This window comes from Pradoshia sp. Z4_20 (assembly GCF_058216035.1).
In genome coordinates this window covers 24943-44055 of the sequence record NZ_JBZAJD010000003.1, presented here as the reverse complement: position 1 = coordinate 44055, position 19113 = coordinate 24943, and the positions used below count along the sequence as shown (strand labels likewise).

General features: G+C 36.1%; 25 protein-coding genes. 21 read left to right on the top strand and 4 right to left on the bottom strand.

Annotated elements, in window-relative coordinates; all coding sequences use genetic code 11:
• Positions 1–2 precede the first annotated feature (2 nt).
• The 5 genes from lplA to AC4BHP_RS10265 all read left to right on the top strand — a co-directional run bounded on the left by lplA (position 3) and on the right by AC4BHP_RS10265 (position 5945).
• On the top strand, positions 3–992 hold the full coding sequence (gene lplA, locus AC4BHP_RS10285; RefSeq protein WP_066101822.1) for a lipoate--protein ligase: 990 nt from the start codon (positions 3–5) through the stop codon (positions 990–992).
• Between the two features lie 287 nt (positions 993–1279).
• Positions 1280–2833, top strand: coding sequence for a fatty acid--CoA ligase family protein (locus tag AC4BHP_RS10280; RefSeq protein WP_490552082.1), 1554 nt, complete (start codon positions 1280–1282; stop codon positions 2831–2833).
• Positions 2834–3103: 270 nt separating this feature from the next.
• On the top strand, positions 3104–4093 hold the full coding sequence (locus AC4BHP_RS10275; RefSeq protein ID WP_490552080.1) for an ABC transporter substrate-binding protein: 990 nt from the start codon (positions 3104–3106) through the stop codon (positions 4091–4093).
• Between the two features lie 45 nt (positions 4094–4138).
• Positions 4139–5185: an ABC transporter permease gene (locus AC4BHP_RS10270; protein WP_490552078.1), complete on the top strand. Its 1047-nt coding sequence runs from the start codon at positions 4139–4141 to the stop codon at positions 5183–5185.
• Complete coding sequence (locus AC4BHP_RS10265) at positions 5151–5945, top strand: ABC transporter ATP-binding protein (RefSeq protein ID WP_066101815.1); 795 nt, start codon at positions 5151–5153, stop codon at positions 5943–5945. The genes AC4BHP_RS10270 and AC4BHP_RS10265 overlap by 35 nt, the downstream gene beginning before the upstream one ends.
• A 61-nt stretch (positions 5946–6006) precedes the next feature.
• On the opposite strand, the gene AC4BHP_RS10260 is transcribed toward AC4BHP_RS10265, so the two are convergent.
• Positions 6007–6414 carry a hypothetical protein gene (locus AC4BHP_RS10260; RefSeq protein ID WP_066101814.1) on the bottom strand — a complete coding sequence of 136 codons (408 nt, stop codon included), beginning with the start codon at positions 6412–6414 and terminating at the stop codon, positions 6007–6009.
• A gap of 245 nt (positions 6415–6659) precedes the next feature.
• Between AC4BHP_RS10260 and AC4BHP_RS10255 the strand changes: the two genes are divergently transcribed.
• From AC4BHP_RS10255 to AC4BHP_RS10210, 10 genes are all read left to right on the top strand, one after another.
• Positions 6660–7382, top strand: a complete 723-nt coding sequence (locus AC4BHP_RS10255; protein ID WP_066101810.1) for an AzlC family ABC transporter permease — start codon at positions 6660–6662, stop codon at positions 7380–7382.
• A complete protein-coding gene (locus tag AC4BHP_RS10250; protein WP_066101807.1) occupies positions 7379–7684 on the top strand; it encodes an AzlD domain-containing protein in 306 nt (101 codons plus the stop codon). Before AC4BHP_RS10255 ends, AC4BHP_RS10250 begins: the two co-directional genes overlap by 4 nt.
• 192 nt (positions 7685–7876) lie before the next feature.
• Positions 7877–8632, top strand: coding sequence for an SDR family oxidoreductase (locus AC4BHP_RS10245; RefSeq protein WP_490552073.1), 756 nt, complete (start codon positions 7877–7879; stop codon positions 8630–8632).
• 114 nt (positions 8633–8746) lie between these two features.
• A complete protein-coding gene (locus tag AC4BHP_RS10240; protein WP_066101801.1) occupies positions 8747–9283 on the top strand; it encodes a GNAT family N-acetyltransferase in 537 nt (178 codons plus the stop codon).
• Between the two features lie 120 nt (positions 9284–9403).
• A complete protein-coding gene (locus AC4BHP_RS10235) occupies positions 9404–10123 on the top strand; it encodes a nucleotidyltransferase domain-containing protein (protein WP_490552072.1) in 720 nt (239 codons plus the stop codon).
• A gap of 85 nt (positions 10124–10208) precedes the next feature.
• On the top strand, positions 10209–10646 hold the full coding sequence (locus AC4BHP_RS10230) for a GNAT family N-acetyltransferase (RefSeq protein ID WP_490552070.1): 438 nt from the start codon (positions 10209–10211) through the stop codon (positions 10644–10646).
• A gap of 45 nt (positions 10647–10691) precedes the next feature.
• Positions 10692–11228 (top strand): GNAT family N-acetyltransferase, encoded by a 537-nt coding sequence (locus tag AC4BHP_RS10225; RefSeq protein WP_066101794.1) that lies wholly within the window; start codon positions 10692–10694, stop codon positions 11226–11228.
• A gap of 206 nt (positions 11229–11434) precedes the next feature.
• Positions 11435–12328: a DMT family transporter gene (locus AC4BHP_RS10220; RefSeq protein ID WP_490552067.1), complete on the top strand. Its 894-nt coding sequence runs from the start codon at positions 11435–11437 to the stop codon at positions 12326–12328.
• 79 nt (positions 12329–12407) lie between these two features.
• Entirely contained in the window at positions 12408–12872 is a 465-nt protein-coding gene (locus AC4BHP_RS10215; RefSeq protein ID WP_066101788.1) for a GNAT family N-acetyltransferase, read from the top strand.
• Between the two features lie 136 nt (positions 12873–13008).
• Complete coding sequence (locus tag AC4BHP_RS10210; RefSeq protein WP_175354228.1) at positions 13009–13848, top strand: phosphotransferase family protein; 840 nt, start codon at positions 13009–13011, stop codon at positions 13846–13848.
• Between the two features lie 30 nt (positions 13849–13878).
• Here AC4BHP_RS10210 and AC4BHP_RS10205 read toward each other — a convergent pair whose 3' ends face one another.
• Together AC4BHP_RS10205 and AC4BHP_RS10200 are read right to left on the bottom strand one after the other, a co-directional pair.
• Positions 13879–14160 carry a hypothetical protein gene (locus AC4BHP_RS10205; RefSeq protein ID WP_066101781.1) on the bottom strand — a complete coding sequence of 94 codons (282 nt, stop codon included), beginning with the start codon at positions 14158–14160 and terminating at the stop codon, positions 13879–13881.
• A 35-nt stretch (positions 14161–14195) separates the two neighbouring features.
• Positions 14196–14336, bottom strand: a complete 141-nt coding sequence (locus tag AC4BHP_RS10200) for a hypothetical protein (protein WP_490552064.1) — start codon at positions 14334–14336, stop codon at positions 14196–14198.
• A gap of 206 nt (positions 14337–14542) precedes the next feature.
• Here AC4BHP_RS10200 and AC4BHP_RS10195 point away from each other — a divergent pair, with 206 nt between their 5' ends.
• The 6 genes from AC4BHP_RS10195 (at position 14543) to AC4BHP_RS10170 (ending at position 18660) form a co-directional block, all read left to right on the top strand.
• The gene (locus tag AC4BHP_RS10195) at positions 14543–14929 is read left to right on the top strand and encodes a nuclear transport factor 2 family protein (protein WP_140461135.1); all 387 of its coding nucleotides are present in this window, start codon (positions 14543–14545) and stop codon (positions 14927–14929) included.
• Positions 14930–15124: 195 nt separating this feature from the next.
• Entirely contained in the window at positions 15125–16024 is a 900-nt protein-coding gene (locus AC4BHP_RS10190; protein ID WP_490552062.1) for an alpha/beta fold hydrolase, read from the top strand.
• Positions 16025–16208: 184 nt separating this feature from the next.
• Complete coding sequence (locus tag AC4BHP_RS10185; RefSeq protein WP_490552060.1) at positions 16209–16661, top strand: MarR family winged helix-turn-helix transcriptional regulator; 453 nt, start codon at positions 16209–16211, stop codon at positions 16659–16661.
• A gap of 24 nt (positions 16662–16685) precedes the next feature.
• Positions 16686–17204: a spermidine/spermine N(1)-acetyltransferase gene (gene paiA, locus AC4BHP_RS10180; protein WP_066101763.1), complete on the top strand. Its 519-nt coding sequence runs from the start codon at positions 16686–16688 to the stop codon at positions 17202–17204.
• A 51-nt stretch (positions 17205–17255) separates the two neighbouring features.
• Entirely contained in the window at positions 17256–17966 is a 711-nt protein-coding gene (locus AC4BHP_RS10175; protein WP_490552059.1) for a B3/B4 domain-containing protein, read from the top strand.
• A 79-nt stretch (positions 17967–18045) separates the two neighbouring features.
• The gene (locus AC4BHP_RS10170; protein ID WP_066101757.1) at positions 18046–18660 is read left to right on the top strand and encodes an FMN-binding negative transcriptional regulator; all 615 of its coding nucleotides are present in this window, start codon (positions 18046–18048) and stop codon (positions 18658–18660) included.
• 113 nt (positions 18661–18773) lie between these two features.
• On the opposite strand, the gene AC4BHP_RS10165 is transcribed toward AC4BHP_RS10170, so the two are convergent.
• The gene (locus tag AC4BHP_RS10165; RefSeq protein ID WP_066101756.1) at positions 18774–19049 is read right to left on the bottom strand and encodes a DUF2651 family protein; all 276 of its coding nucleotides are present in this window, start codon (positions 19047–19049) and stop codon (positions 18774–18776) included.
• Positions 19050–19113: the final 64 nt, after the last annotated feature.

The window sequence follows — 19113 nt, the reverse complement described above, 5'->3', positions numbered from 1 at the left end:
TAATGCTATTTTTAGATAATAGAGGAATAACAGATCCACGTATTAATTTGGCAATTGAGGAGTATGCATTAAAACATTTGGATATTGATGAATCATATTTATTATTTTATATTAATCAGCCATCCATTATTATTGGAAAGAACCAAAATACAATTGAGGAAATCAACAGTGATTATGTAGAAGAGAACGATATTATTGTTGTCCGCAGACTTTCCGGCGGCGGTGCGGTTTACCATGATCTCGGTAATTTGAACTATAGCTTTATCACTAAAGATGATGGTGAAAGCTTCCATAATTATAAGAAGTTCACTGAACCTGTGGTGGAAGCATTGAAGGAACTAGGCGTAAATGCTGAATTAAGTGGTCGTAATGATTTAGTAGTTGGAGAACGCAAAATTTCAGGAAATGCTCAATTTGCCACTAAGGGAAGAATGTTCAGCCATGGAACATTAATGCTTTCCAGTGAAATTGAAAATGTGGTTTCGGCCTTAAAGGTGAAAGAAGATAAAATTAAATCAAAAGGAATAAAATCCATTCGCTCAAGAGTTGCCAATATTTCCGAGTTCCTGTCTGAACCATTGACTATGGAAGAATTCCGCCAAAAGCTACTTGAACATATTTTTGGTGGAATGGAGAATGTACAAGAATATCAATGGACTGATGAAGACTGGAAAAAAATTATGGAAATCTCTGAAGAACGTTATCAACAATGGGATTGGAATTATGGAAAATCACCTAAGTTTAATATTCAGCATTCTCATCGTTTCCCAGTTGGACAAATAGATGTTCGCTTAGAGGTAGCTAAAGGTAAAATTGAGGAATGCAAAATATTTGGTGACTTCTTTGGAGTGGGTGATGTAGAAGAAATCCAAAAACGATTAGTTGGTGTTAGATTTTCAAAATCTGAACTAGAAAATGCATTGAAAGATGTGAATATCAGTCATTATTTTGGAAATATCACAAAAGAGGATTTTGTTAATCTTTTATATTAAATAAAAAGTGAAAATACTTTCTATCAAAAAGCTTCTAATGGGTTAAATCCGTTTGAAGCTTTTTATTTATACAAATAACTATATCAATAAAAATACGATATTTTTGTGAAAACATAAAGGTTATAGGTAAATTATCCTGTTTATGAATATTGTGAATGTAGGGATTGCTTAATCTATGATTTCGATTAAATAGTTGCTTATACCTAGTTCTTTTTCTATAATAAAAATTGGGTGTATTTAGAATATTTTAACAAAACTTACACCTTTCTAACAGGGGAGGGAATAATATGAATTTATCAACCCAACTTCTAGAAACGGCAGAAAAGTTTAAAACAAAACCAGCTTATATTTTTATGGATCAGGAAACGAGTTATGCTGAATTGAATGCAGTTGTTACACGGTTTGCTGATGGTCTTCAGAGTTTAGGGGTAAACAAAGGAGATAATGTTGCTCTATTATTAGGTAATTCACCGCATTTCATAATTGGTTTATATGGATTAATGAGATTGGGCGCAACGGCTATTCCGATTAATCCAACGTATACACCGGATGAAATAGCCTACATATTGAAAAATGGTGATGTAAAAGCAGTAATCACATTGGATTTGCTGATTCCTATGTTTGATAAGATGAGAAAGATACTGCCAGATATTAATCATGTGATTGTTTGTCCGTCCGGTACAGGACCAGATGAATTGCCTCAGAACCTATCTATCAGCGACAAAATGAAACCGTTTACAGATATACTCAAAATTGCTACCGGACAATTTTCTGCCCCGAAAGTGGAGGAAGATGACACCGCCCTTATTTTGTACACCTCAGGGACTACCGGTAAACCAAAGGGTGCTATGCTTACGCATAAAAATCTCTATAGTAATGCCCGGGATGTAGCAGATTACTTACAGATCAATGAAGATGACCGTGTTATTACGGTGCTGCCAATGTTCCATGTATTTTGTTTAACGGTTTCTTTAAATGCGCCACTAATAAATGGAGGTACATTAATCATCCTGCCTAAATTCAGTCCACAAGAAGTGTTCAGAGTGGCCGAGAAATATGAAGTAACCCTTTTCGCAGGTGTGCCTACTATGTTCAATTATCTATTGCAATATCCCGAGGCTAATCAAGATAGCTTTAAAACTCTCAGGTTCTGTATTTCCGGAGGTTCAGCTATGCCGGTTGCGTTATTAACAAATTTCGAGAAGAAATTTAATGTTATTGTGTCAGAGGGATATGGTCTTTCAGAAGCATCTCCAGTTACCTGTTTTAACCCAATTGATCGCCCTAGAAAACCTGGCTCTATTGGAAAATCCATCATTCATGTTGAGAATAAAGTCGTAAATGAATTGGGTGAAGAGGTTCCAGCGGGTGAAGTTGGGGAATTGATTGTTAAAGGTCCAAATGTCATGAAGGGCTATTATAAAATGCCAGAAGAAACTGCAGCTACCATTAAGGATGGTTGGTTATATACTGGTGACTTAGCTCGTGCAGATGATGAAGAATATTTTTATATTGTTGATCGGAAAAAAGACATGGTTATTGTCGGTGGCTTTAATGTTTATCCTAGGGAAGTTGAAGAAGTTTTATTTGCACACCCCGAAGTATCGGAGGTAGCTGTAATAGGGGCTCCGGATCCGAATCTTGGAGAAGTCATCCGATGTTTTGTAGTATCCAAAAGCCTAGATTTAACGGAAGAGCAATTAATCAACTATTGCCATGAGCATTTAGCAAAATATAAAGTACCTACATCGATTGAATTTATGGAGGAGCTTCCTAAAAATACGACAGGTAAGATTTTACGCAGAGCTTTAAGAAATACTGTGCTGCAGCAAACAAAATAGAAAAACGAACTTTGGACCCGCAGTGATGCGGGAATTTTTTTTGCTTAATCCGTATTTATCTATTATTTTTATGGGTCTTATCCTGCTAAAACTAATCAACCTACTCACCCAGCTAAAAAACAGCATATTATAGTTTAAGTTTCAATTTTTACAGATATGCCACTGCTTTATTGTCTGAATATTCTATATTATTTATTGCAATTCTAAAATTTTCAGGCTATAATTTAACGAATAAAAGCATAAAAGCGATAAAGGGCGGGGGAGCATATCATGAAATGGAAAAGTTTATTGGCAAGTATAGCTGTAATATCAACCATTGCACTTGCAGGCTGTGGTTCGGATGATAAATCGTCCGGCGAAGGTGAGAAAAATGGAGAAGGAAAACAGTATACAGTAGGGATTTCTCAATTTGTTGAACATCCATCGCTTGATGAGGCCACAAAGGGATTTAAAAAGGCTCTTGAGGATTCTGGGTTGTCCATTAAATATGATGAACAGAATGCTCAGGGGGAGTTAAATAATAATCAAACGATTGCTACTAATTTAGTGAGTGAAAAGGTCGATTTAATCTTTGCTAATGCTACTCCAAGTGCTCAAACTGCAGCCAATGCTACAAAGGATATACCGATTGTATTTACATCTGTTACAGATCCAGTAGGGGCAAAATTGGTATCCAGCATGGAAGCACCGGATAAAAATGTGACGGGAACAACAGATACTCACCCTGAAGCGATCCCTAATACAGTGAAGGTGATAAAAGAAATGGGCTATACGAAAATAGGAACGATTTATAATGCCGGTGAGCAAAATTCGGAGGTTCAGGTCAAAACTGTTGAAGATGAAGCAAAGAAAAATGGAGTGTCTGTTGAAAAGGTTTCTGTTGCAAACACTTCTGAAGTAAAGCAAGCTGCAGATTCTTTGGTGGGTAGAGTAGATGCTATTTATATCATTACAGATAATACAGTTGTATCCGCACTTGAGTCTGTGATCCAGGTTGCAGAAAAAGAAAGTATTCCTTTATTTGTTGGAGAATTGGATTCAGTTAAAAGAGGCGGCTTTGCAGCATATGGCTTCAATTATTATGATATCGGCTATCAGGCGGGGGAACAAGCTGTGCAATTACTGAAGGGTGAAAAAGAGGTGAAGGACTTGCCTGTTGAAGCACCGAATGATTTGAAATTAGTTATTAATAAATCAGCCGCTGAAAAAATGAAGATAGATCTTACTAAAATTAAAGAGGAAGCTGAATTTCTGGAATAAGGTTCTTCAGCCGTAATTAATCCAAACAGAAAGGAAGGTTAATACGTGTTTGCATCTGTTTTTGGTTCGGTGGAAGCCGGCATTATTTATAGCATTATGGCCTTAGGTGTTTACTTATCATTTCGAATTCTTAACTTTCCTGATATGACAGTGGACGGAAGCTTTGTAACAGGGGCGGCCGTCGCTTCCATTTTAATTACAGGCGGAACAAGTCCTATCCTTGCTACGTTTTCGGCGATATTTGTAGGGTTCTTTGTAGGAATAATTACGGGGTTACTGCACACAAAAGGGAAGATTAATCCACTGTTATCGGGAATTTTAATGATGATTGCCTTATATTCTATTAATCTAAGAATTCTAGGTAAGCCAAATGTATCCTTATTATCAGAGGATACAATTTTTACTCAGCTTGGTACATGGTGGGCGAGTCTTGGAATTGATAACTGGATTGCATCACTTTTCACAAACATTGGATTAGAAGGCTATATTCCGCATACATGGTCCATTGTATTGCCGATGATTTTATTTGTTATCGTAGGCAAGATGTTACTGGATGCATTTTTGAAAACAGAAATAGGCCTTGCCATTCGAGGAACTGGAGATAATGAGCAAATGGTGCGCAGCTTTTCGGTTCATACAGATATGACGAAAATGCTGGGACTTGGAATCGCCAATGCGCTGGTCGCTTTATCAGGAGCTTTTGTCGCACAGTATATTGGGTCTGCTGATGTCGGAATGGGGATTGGAATGATCGTCATTGGGCTTGCATCCGTTATTATCGGGGAAGCAGTCTTCGGTTCTAAATCCATTGCCAGAGCGACCTTAGCGGTTATTGGCGGAGCGATTTTATATCGATTGGTTGTAGCCTTTGCGCTTAAAGTGGAGTTTCTTGAAGCGGGAGATATGAAACTAATTACGGCTGTAATTGTTATTATTGCTTTGCTTATTCCAAAATGGATAGACAGTACGAAAAAATCCCGGAAAAGACGCAATCGAATGAAAGAATTGAATACAGAAACGGTTAAACCTAGTATAAATGAGAATGGAGGAGAGCAGCTTGCTGCAACTAAGTCAGATATTAAAAGTGTTTAATGAAGGCTCTCCTGATGAAAAAATGGCATTAAATCAGATTAATCTTGAATTGAAGCAGGGAGATTTTGTGACGGTAATTGGAAGTAATGGAGCGGGTAAATCCACACTTATGAATTTAATTTCAGGAAAAATCCTGCCCGATTCAGGAAAAATCATCCTTAACGGAACCGATTTGACGTATGCGGGAGAACACCGCCGTGCCCGAAAAATAGGAAGGGTTTTTCAGGATCCGCTGGCAGGTACTGCTCCGACGATGACAATCGAAGAAAACCTGGCCATTGCCTATGCAAGAACAAAAAGAGCAGGGCTCAGTTTCGGGGTTACAAATAAGCGCAGACTGTTTTTTAAAGAAAAACTAGAGGAGCTTCATTTAGGTCTGGAGAACCGATTATCTGCGAAGGTCGGCTTGTTATCAGGAGGGGAAAGACAGGCGCTATCCTTATTAATGGCTACTTTTACAGAGCCGGATATACTCCTCCTTGATGAGCATACTGCAGCACTCGATCCATCACGGGCTCAGCTTATAACCGAACTTACGAAAAAAATCGTAAAAGAACATAAATTGACAACCTTAATGGTAACCCACAATATGCAGCAGGCCCTTGATTTGGGCAATCGATTAATCATGATGGATAGCGGTGAAATTATTTATGAAGCAGATCAAAACTCTAAACAAACGTTAACCATTGATCAGTTATTGAATGAATTCCAAAAACTAAAACGGAATACGCAAATTTCTGATAGGAGCTTGTTGGGATAATAGATGTATAGGAGTAAACAAACAGAAACAGCAAGCATTATGCTTGCTGTTTCCATCTATTTTAGCCAACCTTTCTTGTTGGAACAAATGTTTCTTTGTATGTATCTTCCCACAAATCAATTCGGCTCTGGATATGGATTTCATCGCGCATGCTTTCATGATGCTTTTCGATTTTTTTGGTGATTCTCTCTCTCCAGAAGCTTTTGAAATTTGGTTGAATCGTCATAGAATGCTCTACACATACATGGTTATTGTTTTCGTGGAATACGACTAAAACCTGGCAATCTTTATAGGAATGGCCCATTTTAGAGAAAACTTCATCTAAGTGATTAACTGAAATTATTTTTTGTAAACGTTCTTGTTCGTCTGGATCAGGATGATGCAGAGTGTTTGGACAAATATGTGCTACTTTGCCAACTTCATCAATAACTACTCGTACGTATCCTAATGTTTTTTCATTACCTTGCATAAGTATCCCTACTTTCATCTTCATCATAAATCCATTATATGAGGGATGAATGTAATTCTACAATATTCAAAAAATTCCAATACAAAAGATAAGTTCGATAAGACAGACTTTTGGTATAACCATTAAAAGAATAAGTAAAATACGTAAATCTCTTACAGAAGCTTGGTAGATAAGAGTAAAAACCCTTGAATTATTAGGAATAGCTTATTTTATCTTGACGTAAGAGACTAAGAAAGGAGTATGTCATGGAGGTGCAGGTTGCCGAGCGCAGTGTATCGGATTTTAAGGAGGGGATTCAGGCAGGAATCAGTATTGCGATAGGATATTTTCCAATCGCGCTAACATTTGGTCTGCTTGCCAAATCATCGGGACTAACATTTGGGGAAGCCTTAGCTATGAGTATATTGGTATATGCAGGTGCTTCTCAGTACACAGCATTAAATTTGCTGTCACTCGGTACAGGTGTAATTGGTATTATTGTCGCTACATTTATTTTAAATATACGGCATTTATTAATGGCGACATCCATTCAGTTAAAATCTGTGAATGATCCTTTATGGAAAAAGATTATTTATTCATTTGGTATTACAGATGAAACGTTTTCGGTCGCATCCTTTAAAAAGGGGAAAATAACAGCGGGCTATATGTTCGGCCTTGGAGGAATTGCTTATGTAAGCTGGGTTCTCTGTACGGGAGTTGGTTATTTGTTCGGAGCCAGTTTGCCCCATGCCTTACAGGAAAGTATGAGTATTGCCCTCTATGCGATGTTTATTGCTCTGTTAATGCCAGCATTGGCGAAAAGCCGTAAAATCCTCCTCCTTGCTGGTATGGGAGCAATCTTTAACACAATATTATCTGTAACGGGTCTTTTATCCACCGGCTGGTCAATTATTGTGGCAACGCTTTTATCAGCCTTTCTGGTTGAATGGATGTATACGTTGATTGGCAAAAGGAGGACAAGTGAATGACGGCATCTAGTTTTATACTTATATTAGGGATGGCCCTCGTTACATACATACCAAGAATGCTGCCTTTTGTTTTGTTTAAAGAAATGAAGCTCTCTCCATTTTGGGAAGGTTTTTTACAAAACATCCCCTACGCAACGCTGGGTGCATTGATTTTTCCTGGTGTGCTTTTTATACAGGAAAACATTTGGATAGGATTAATCGGTGGGATGTCAGCTATCATTCTTTCTTTGCTTGGAGCCAATGTCATGCTTGTAGTGGTGGGATCGATTAGTATTTTAACAGTCTTGTCTATCTTTTTATAATTTTATTCGCGTACCTAAAAGGGGGACTCTCTCTCCCCTTTTTTTCTTTATTTTCAATTATTAGTTTGTCAGATTTAGATTTATTCCAGTATATATATGGTTGGTTTTTTATTGTTAAATTATGGGTTTTTAATTATGATTAATCACAATACCTAGTATAAATATCAAATTGCTTTAGGGAAGGGAAAATACATGACTTTTTTGCATGGGAAAATAGCTTTAGTAACAGGTGCGAGTGGTTCAAGGGATATTGGGACGGCCATTTGCAGAAAACTAGCTTCACAGGGAGCTGATATATTTTTTACATACTGGAAAGCAGAACAAGAATGGCCTGAAATCTTTTTTAATGAAATACAAACTAACGGAGTCCGTTGCAAAAGCATGGAAATTGACCTGTCAGATGCAAATGCAGCCTCCGAAACAATTAAGCGTATTTCAGAGGAATTAGGTGTACCTTCCATATTGATTAATAATGCAGCTCATTCAACAAGAGATGGGTATCTAAATCTGGACGCTAAAACTTTGGATGACCATTATGCCGTTAATATGAGGACTACTTTTCTGTTATGTACAGAATTTGCTCGATGTTTTAAGAATGCTGGATATAAATCAGGCAGAATTATTAATATGACATCAGGTCAGGACTTGGGTGCGATGCCTGACGAATTAGCTTATGCAGCCACAAAAGGAGCTATTTCAGCGTTCACTCGGTCATTGTCCGCTGAACTGGCATCATTAGGAATTACAGTCAATGCTGTAAACCCTGGTCCTACTGATTCAACATGGATGACAGATGAGATTCGGGAACATCTTTTACCTAAGTTTCCAATGGGACGTATAGGTGTACCTGAAGATGTAGCCCGTATGATTGGCTTCCTTGCTTCTCAAGAAGGAGAGTGGATAACAGGTCAGATTATACATTCAGAGGGAGGATTTATACGAGATTGAAAAGAAATAGCAGATTCATATTGGAGATATAGATGAAAATAAATAAACAGGAATACCATTCAAATAGCTTAATCTTATTAAGTTTTAAAAAGAGAAAGGGGCTCAATTATACATATGTATAAGAATCATGAGTTAATTATTCGGCCAATCAGAGAAGAAGATTTATATTCTTTATGGGAATTAGTTTATAAAGAAGAATCTCCTGAATGGAAAAAGTGGGATGCCCCCTATTTTGAACATAAGTCTATATCGTATGATGATTACTTGAAGAAAAGGGATAAGATTATCAATCAAGATTACTACTGGGGAATAGAAGTAGATGGAAAAATAATTGGTACAGTCAGTTATTACTGGGAGCATGAGCCGTCAAAGTGGCTAGAAATGGGCATTGGTATATATAATCCTCAATATTGGAATGGGGGATATGGTACGAGAGCTTTAAAATTATGGATTGACCATTTATTTAAAACGATGCCTTTAGTTCGTGTAGGGTACACAACCTGGTCTGGTAATCAGCGAATGATCAAAGTTGGAGAAAAATTAGGTATGCAAATGGAAGCAAGGTTAAGAAAATGCCGTTTCTATGATAACGAATATTACGATTCAATTAGAATGGGCTTATTGCGAGAAGAATGGGAAACTATTAAATAAAATCAAGAGCTGTCAACCAGTTCTTTTTTGTTTTCGATAAAGCTTTGGTTTTTGGAAGGTATTTCATATCTCAATGTAGAATCAAATAATTAAGAAATTTGTCGAATCAGAGGTGAGTCAATGGGTGGATTTAATAAAATAAGTCCAATTGAAGCCGGGCAACGGTTTATTAAAATTTATTTTCCAAACTGTCAGGGTGCTCTATTGGCAGGGAGCGTTGTTCGGGGTGAAGCAACTGAAACATCTGACTTGGATATCGTTATTTTCGATAAAAATATCAGTTCATCCTATCGAGAGTCATTAGTTGAATTTGGATGGCCTATTGAAATGTTCGTATATAATTTAACCTCTTATAAACTGTTTGTTGAAAGTGACTGTGAAAGGGCAAGACCTTCACTGTCAAGAATGATTTCTGAAGGGATAATCTTAAAAGATTGCGGAATAATCGGTTCGATTAAAAAAGAGGCTAAAGAAATACTGGCTAAAGGTCCAGAAGAATGGACAGCCGAAATAATCAATACGAAGCGTTATTTTATTACGGATGCACTCGATGATTTTAAAGGCTGTACGAATCGGGCAGAGGAACTCTTTATAGCCAATACACTTGCTGAATTGGTAAGTGAATTTATCTTAAGAGCAAACCGTCAATGGATTGGCACATCAAAATGGGTAGTTCGTTCTCTCAAGCAATATGATGAATCATTTGCAAACCAATTTGTAGAAGCATTTGATTGTTTTTATAAGACAGGAGAAAAGGATCAAGTAATCCATTTAGTTGAAAATATATTAGAACCTTTTGGAGGGGAGTTATTCCATGGCTTTTTACTGGGGGAAAAATAAAGGAAGTCGGAATTACTAAAGAATAGAGTAGAACAGGCAAATTGCAAGATAAAATGACTAAATATTCAGAAATAAGAGGTGGATTATGGATCCGTTCACGATTAAAGAAATTAAATCAGTAAATGAAATAGTTGAAGCATTCCCTGTGATGAAGCAGCTGCGTACTCATCTCGATGAAAACTCCTATCTTGAACTCGTCTTGGATGCACAAGAAAGCGATAGATACAAAATGTTTGCTTTGGTTGATGCGGGTGAAATAGTTGCGGTAATTGGTTTTAAAACGATGATCACTCTTTATTATGGACGATTTGTTTGGGTATGTGATTTGGTTACGGATATAAATAAACGTTCCAAAGGATATGGTGAACAATTACTTACATATGTTCATCAATGGGCTAAGGAAAACAATTATGAAACGATATCCTTATCATCAGGATTGCAGCGTAAAGATGCCCATCGTTTTTATGAAGAGCGGATGAACTATGACAAAGTAAGTTATGTATTTAAGAAGTCTTTAAATTAGAGATGTTCTATATATCTAGACCAGTATTAAGGGGAGGTGGTAATCATGATAGAACTAAAGTATTTTGAACGCTCTGATTTTAAACAGCTTATCAATTGGATTGATTCGCCTGCATTTTTACTTCAATGGGGTGGCCCTGGGTTTAACTATCCCTTGAATGATACTCAATTAGAAAAGTACATGGAGAATGCCAATCATGCTAACTCAGAAGCTCTGATTTATAAAGTGGTTGATCAAGAAACAGGCAACGTTATTGGACATATCTCTTTGGGGAGAATTGATAGAAAAAACGAATCTGCAAGAGTTGGAAAAGTCCTAATCGGTGATAAAAACACAAGAGGTAAAGGGATCGGTCAGCAAATGATTAAAGAAATACTTAAAATCGCATTTGAAGAACTTCACTTACATAGGGTTAGTCTTGGAGTATTTGACTTTAATGACTCTGCCATTGATTGTTACGAAAAGGCAGGATTTGTAAAAGAGGGTTTACATAGAGATGCAAGTAAAAATGGCGATGAATACTGGAGTTTATGGGAAATGAGTATTTTAGAAAATGAATGGCTGGAGATTAAAAACGTATAGTAGAAGAGATAGTTTATACTTTAGATGAATACAAAATGGCAATTTGTGGTGTAATCGGTAATGAGATTGTAATTAAATCTATTAGAAAATGACCAACCAGCTGTTCATTCATAAGTTGAGGAATGAACAGTCAAAAAAGTCATACCTCGTCTTAGCTGAAGATGATTTTTAATAATCCTATTTTTGTAGACGGAGGTATTTTCAAAATGAAACAAAGTTTACTCGGAGCTGTTTGTTTATCCTTGGCCGCCAGTTTGTGGGGCGGTATGTACGTAGTGAGCAAATATGTTTTGGATTTTATTCCGCCATTGACGCTAGTATGGCTAAGGTATGTAGTTGCATTTGTTGTTTTGTACGCTATTTTAAAGACCATTCAAGTCAAAAGTAAAACTCGTGAAACGATACAGATGAAAGATTGGCTGCTGCTGGGGTGGATTGGGTTTATAGGTTACTTTGTATCAATTGCTTTTCAATTCATTGGTACTAAATTATCCGATGCCCATACGGGATCTTTAATAACATCAGCTACACCAGCTTTTATGGTTGTTTTTGCAACGCTTATTCTGAAGGAAAAGCTAACGGGCAGAAAAGTTATCTCGGTCATACTCGCATCAATCGGAGTCACCATTGTTATTGGATGGGATACAAAGGCTGGAGATTATTTTTTAGGTAGCATGATATTAGTGGGAGCTGCCATTACCTGGGCTTTATTATCCGTCTATGTAAAAATTGCCTCTGCGCGTTTTACGTCATTAACAATCACTACCTATGCGGTCATGTTTGCGCTTGTGTTTACAACACCTGTAATGATATGGGAACTTCAATCAAATGCTGCTGACTATGATAGTGCTTTAGTTATCATGGGGGTTATCTATCTGGGGGTAGTTTCAACTGCGGGAGCGTTTTTCCTTTGGAACAAAGGATTAGAAATGATGGATGCAGGAATCGGCTCATTATTTTTCTTTTTTCAGCCACTGGTTGGTTCTTTCTTAGGGTGGTTCATACTAAATGAAAAGTTGGGCATTAATTTCTTTGTAGGTGCCATTTTAATTATTGCTGGTGTTGTAATAGTTACTTTTCAAAAGGAAAAACAGGTGTAAATTCTTTCAAGAGGGCAAGTTATCTTGCTTTCTTTTTTACAGCTAAGGTGAATAAAAATAATGAGGAGTGAAAGATAGAATGTCATTTGAAATATATAGTATGGCACAAGAACAAGCAGAAACAATTGCTTTCACCTGGCATTATGATAGTGAATATTCTTTTTATGATTTGGAAGCGGATAAAGATGATTTAGAGGAATTTTTAGATGTTGATAAACGAGGTAACTCTATGTTCGCTGTATCAAAAGATGAAGAATTAATAGCTTTCTTGAGTATTCACAGAATTGACGATAACACGGTTGATATCGGTTTAGGGATGAGGCCTGATTTAACTGGAAAAGGGATGGGATTAGAATTTTTAAAGGAAGGTATGGAGTTTATTAAATTTGAAGCGAACCCTCAAAAAATCACCTTATCAGTTGCTACATTTAATCAAAGAGCAATTAATGTATATAGAAAAGTTGGATTTAAAGATGTTGAGATTTTTATGCAAGATACAAATGGCAGCACTTTCGAGTTTTTAAAGATGGAATACATATGTTAAATTTTGTTGTTTTATATTGAGAAACGAGTATCGTAAAGAGCGTTGTCTTTGAGCTTTCAGATAGAGTAAGTTCGATGAGGAGGAGATTTTTATTATAAAACGTATCATTGAACATTTTGGATTGCAGGTAATATCAATGAATGAAGTTGAAGATTCCTTTAGTTCAAACGTCTATAAATGTGAGTTGCTTAGGGGAGCGACGGTTTTTATTAAAATTCCTTATACAAAGTTAAAGTTTCAGCGGGAATTGGAAGCTTATGAGATTTTAAAAGGAAGAATTGCGATTCCTGATATGCTAGATTGTTGGTTTGGAGATGAGGAGTGCCCTAGTGCTTTTTTGCTTTCCGAATTAAAAGGACAACCTTTAACACCTGTGGCTTCACCCAAAGCAGTATATCATGTTGGAGTTATACATGCTTCAATGCATTCTATTCAGCTGCCGATAACGAACGAGTTGATTGCCATACAAAATGAATTCCCGAATTGGTCCGACTTTCTTGAATCAAAATTCTATAGTTTTGCTGTGGATGTAAGAGATGTATTGGATGAACATTTATATGAACAGGCTATAGAAAAGTTTGAAATCATGAAACGGCAACTCCCTGCCCCAGACGGACCAAGCTTAGTACATATGGATTTTCGCCCCGCCAATATTATAGTGGACGACAATCAAGTCTCAGGAATCATCGATTTTGAATCCGTACGATTTGGTTCAACAGAAATCGATTTCACTAAAATTTATCGTGATATTTTAAGCTGCGATCATACCCTCTACCAGGCATATAAAGAGGGCTATAAAAGTATCCGACCTTTAATTGATTTAGATATTGTATTGCCCTTTTATCGATTTACAGATGCCTTCAATAGCATTGGGTGGTGTAAGAAGCGTGGAATGGAAAAAAACGCTGCATTTCTTGAAGAAAATTTAGCGATTTTGAAAAAACTTTTACCATCAAATAGAAGTGAAGGTAAGTAATAAAAAGCTGCCCTATGGACAGCTTTGCTTTTACCGAAGTACATCTCCCTCATTATTAAAAAACGTAGAGCCAGTAGAGGTATGTCCATTAATCCATTCCTGTGAGATTTTTGATACATTAGCCCAATTAGGGATTTTTGCATTATGCTCTGCGATCCAGCTTAAGCAATATTGGGGATCGATATTTTCTTCATAGCATTGGGTTAAAAAAGTCTGGATATTGGTTTCTGTACAATTTTCAAAGGAGCCGCAGGTATGAGATAAAATTTGCTCCATTTTTATTTGAATAGAATCCTTGCTAGAGTTAGTCATCCAATTGCTCCTTTCATTTGGCTGATATCATTAGATCACTCATCATTCGTCTTGATATTTGAACCGTGACGGCTATTTACAGTGGGTATATGTTTTAAGGGAGTATCACCGTTTTTTGATGTCGTTTCCTGATTTCGTACCCGGAATTGATTAGATTGATTTTGATTATTCTTCATTTACTCTCACCTCCATTGTCTAACATTTGAAGAAATACAGAAAAATATTCAATTTCAAGCGCAAAATGTTAAGATACCTCACCAGAAATGAGAATGCTACACCTAATTTGAAAATAAATATTAGATAGTAAAAACACAATTAGTAGATAAAGGGCTATAAAATAAGCGGATTAAAATAATAATGCGTTAGTAAAGGGACTGATTAAATGGATGTGAAATTAAAGGAACAATTAAAGGAATTAGAAGAAAGCCATATTGGATTTGAAGTTCGTAAAAGTCGGGACAAGCTGGATAACATACTGGCAGACGATTTCTTTGAGATTGGCAGTTCAGGGTTTATGTTTGATAAAAAAGCCTGTCTGGAAGATGGAGTGGTTTTAACTGAGATGTCACTCTATAACTATAATATTTATCCGTTAGCGCAAGATGTTGTTTTATCTACTTATTTCATTGTTGATAGCACTCGTAATCGTAACACCTATCGAAGTTCAATATGGAAATTGATTGGTGGCAGATGGCAATTATATTTTCATCAAGGAACTATCTCTCCTTTACAATTAAGTGAGGTTCTTAAAAACCCTAATCCGAATTAGGATAGTTGCTTCTCAATAGAATAACTTAGTTTTCTCTTTAAACCTAAAAGGATTTTTAAAAACTTGATTGGAGGTAAATTGTGAGGTACTGTAATAAGCCGTTTCATTAACACTGTATTCTATGCTTCTCTACAAGAGCTCCTCCTTATATAGGAAGTAGATAATCTAATCATTGAATATAAGGAGGATAACTAAATGGAGAATGGACAATTAATTGATATTAAAGGGAAAAAGATATATGTGGAAATCAGCCATAAAAAATGTGATAAAGCGATTTTATATTTACACGGAGGCCCCGGAGAAGGCTGCTTCGATTTCACCTATCACCAAAAGACTCGTTTAGGAGATAAATTCAAACTAATAGCATTTGATCAAAGAGGGGTATGCAGGTCTGAAGGCATAAGTATTGGAGAAACATTTTGTCTTGATGACTTGGTTGACGATTGTGAGGGGCTTCGGCAATTACTTAGAATAAAGAAATGGTCTATAATAGGGCATTCTTTTGGAGGTTACCTGGCAGTACTTTATGCATCACGGTATCCTAACTCCGTAGAAAAAGTAATTTTTGAAGGACCAACATTTGATTTTAGACTAACAGCTAAAGCACTTCTTAAAAAAACGGCTAGTTTATTTGAAAAATATAAGATGGTCGAGCATGAATTAAAGTGTATAAAACTTTATAATGACGCCACTCTTTCAGCACGAGAACTGGTAGAGGGATATATGGAGATTGGTGAACTTCTAGAAGAAAATAGGATGGAAATCTATACTCATAATTTTACTAATCCAACTGATACAGGCGTATATTCAGATGATCAGTGGGATAACTTCTATAATAAATCAGCAATCCATTTCGACCGCTTAAGAGATGAAGGAAAGATATTTGAGTCAGTTTTGCCTCTGTTGAAAAAAATCAATATCCCCTGTCTCTTAATTTTAGGAGAGCATGATGTTGTGACCTGCCCGATTCAAGTTCAAACGTATATAACCGTGGTTAAACAAGGTGAAATATATACAATGAAAAATAGCGGTCATACACCTCATTATGAAGCTGCAGATGAATTCTGTGATGTGGTAACAGACTATCTAACATAAATAAGATGTAATGAAAAGGCTGCTAAATTGAAGGTGACCCCAAAAGTTGCCTTTTGACTCTAACTTTTAGGGTGCACATCCATTGCGGTCTTTTTCATCATACATTTTGTTGCATATACAACAAAATGTACTATAATAATTATAATAGCATAATTTAAGTGCTTAAAGTAATGGAGATGTATTTATGAAGGAAATTCTACGGGAAATAGGCATGATTGCCAGGGCTTTAGATTCGATTAGTAATATAGAATTTAAGGAATATGACCTTACTAAAGGGCAATATTTGTACCTGGTCCGCATTTGTGAGAATCCTGGTATCATTCAAGAGAAGATAGCTGAGATGATAAAAGTGGATCGAACCACGGCTGCACGAGCTATAAAAAAACTTGAACTGAATGGTTTTATTGAAAAGAAAGCTGATCATCAAAACAAAAAAATAAAAAAGCTCTTTCCAACGGAAAAAGGGGCAAAGGTTTACCCATTTATAAAACGAGAGAATGATTATTCTAATAAAGTAGCATTAGCTGGATTATCTGAAACAGAGATAGATATTATTTTTGATCTCCTTCAAAGAGTTAGAAAAAATATTGAAGTAGATTGGGAATTTGTGAAAAAAGGAAATAAGAGAACGTATTGATTACATAAAGGAGACATCCATAAAATGAATGTAAATATACAAAAGTGCAATCATGAAGATATACAGATCCTCCAAGAAATTAGTATTCAGACATTCACTGATACATTTAAGGATCAGAATTCGCCTGAAAATTTAAAGGCCTATTTAGAAAGGGCATTTAATCGCGAACAGTTAGAGACGGAATTATCCAATGCTTCCTCTGAATTTTATTTCATCTATTTCTGTGAAGAACTCGCAGGCTATTTAAAGGTCAATTTCAATGATGCTCAAACTGAAAGAATAGCTGATGAGGCACTAGAAATTGAGCGGATTTATATAAAGTCAAAATTTAAAAGAAGCGGATTGGGCAACTATCTGATGGATAAGGCAGAGGAAATAGCCATTGGACAAAAGAAGAAGCTTATGTGGCTGGGCGTTTGGGAAAAGAATGAGATTGCTCTTAATTTTTATAAAAAAAGAGGATTTGTTCAAATAGGAGCTCACTCCTTCTATATGGGTGATGAAGAACAAGTCGACTTTATCATGAGTAAATCATTGATATAACTATTTATAGATCCTTTCATGATTAAAAACGATGAAGTGGAGTGTTGTGTGATGGTGAAATTTATTGTCGATACTGAATTTTGGGATGTTTTCCCGGATGCTCAAATTAATATGTTAATTGTTAGAAATATTAATAATCGAGGTTCGGAAGAAAACCATGATGATTTCTCTGAACTACTTAACAGAGCGGCTAAGGAGGCTACTCAGTTTCTGACAGAAGATACATTTAGCCAAAATCAAGTTGTTGATGAATGGCGTAAAGCATTTGGCAAATTTAAAACGAAAAAGGGTACTCGTTCATCGATTGAAGCATTGCTAAAGAGAGCCAATCAAGGTAGAGAGTTTACACCAATTAATCCTTTGGTGGACATCTATAATAGTGTTTCTCTAAAATATGCTGTTCCCTGTGGCGGAGAAGATTTAAATTGTATCACTGGGGACTTACGTCTTGGGAAAGCAAAAGGAGGAGAACCATTCTTGGCACTTGGTGCTGATCAAGATTCCCCTGCTTTACCGGAGGAAATCATCTATTATGATCAGGACGGAGCTATTTGCAGATGCTTAAACTGGAGAGAAGCTCAAAGAACGATGCTAACTGATGACACAACGGATGCTGTCCTATTCATTGAATCCATTAACAAAGAACAAGCTGAACGTGCTAATCTAGCCATGAATGAATTGAAGCAATTGATTGATTCGTATTTCAACACTATAAGTACGGATATGATATTGACGGCAAAAGATTCAGCTTTTGAATTTTAATATTTTTACATATCTTGAATCATATCTTTTTAACTCTTCTTTGTTCTTTTCTTAGACGAACTTAAGGAGGAATATCACGATGTTCATACCTGAGTGCTTTACTATCGATGACAAAGAAACCATTTATGATTTTATTGAAAAATACAGCTTCGCTACTCTTTTTTCACAGCATAACGGCGAACCATATGCTACGCATTTACCCCTAATATTAGATAAAGATCAATTTGCCTTATATGGCCATATGGCGCGTGCAAACAAACAGTGGGAAGAAGCAGGAAAACAGCAGGTCCTTGCTGTTTTCCATGGCCCTCATTGTTATATTTCTCCTATTTATTATGAAACTATTAAATCAGTACCTACTTGGGATTATGTTTCTATTCATGTATATGGCAGAATGGAGATTGTGAGTGAAAAGAATGTCATCCATCACACCTTAAATAGCCTGGTTAATAAGTATGAAAAGGCAGATAGCTCATACCATTATCTAGACTTAGATTCCAGTATAATCGAAGGTATGATAAGAGAGCTTGTCGCCTTTAAGATTATTATTACCAAAATAGAGGCACAGGCTAAGCTGAGTCAAAATCATCCTGTGGAGAGACAAGAGTTAATTATTAAACATTTGGAAAACAATCCGGATCAAAATGATAAACAAATCGCAGCTTTAATAAAGAGAAATTTAATTAACAATTGACTGAAGGTAATAGTGGGAAAATTTGATTTTCTTAGAGAGCATTAGTCCATATGGATTAGTGCTTTTTATTTGGACAAAAGATTTCTCTTATTAATAATGATTTGATAGGATCTTTAATTTTTGGTTCTAATATAAGCTACAATAATTGCTGATAGGAACAAGGAAATACTAGGAAATATGATGTTCCATTCTGAAAATGAAATATCAGGATATTGATAATAGTATTTAGAATGCCAAACTTCAAAGATCAGGTTGGCTATTAAAGTCACTAGCGGGCCAATAAAAATTTTATTGGTTATGGCTGAGACTAATACGCCTAATCCAATCACAATGGTTGGGACAATAACTAGCTGCAATAAAAAAGGATCCATAGTGTCAAGAAAACTCATATTTATATTCTCCTCAAGACAACGGTGTATATGAATCTCATAAACGCTAAGAATAGATTGTATT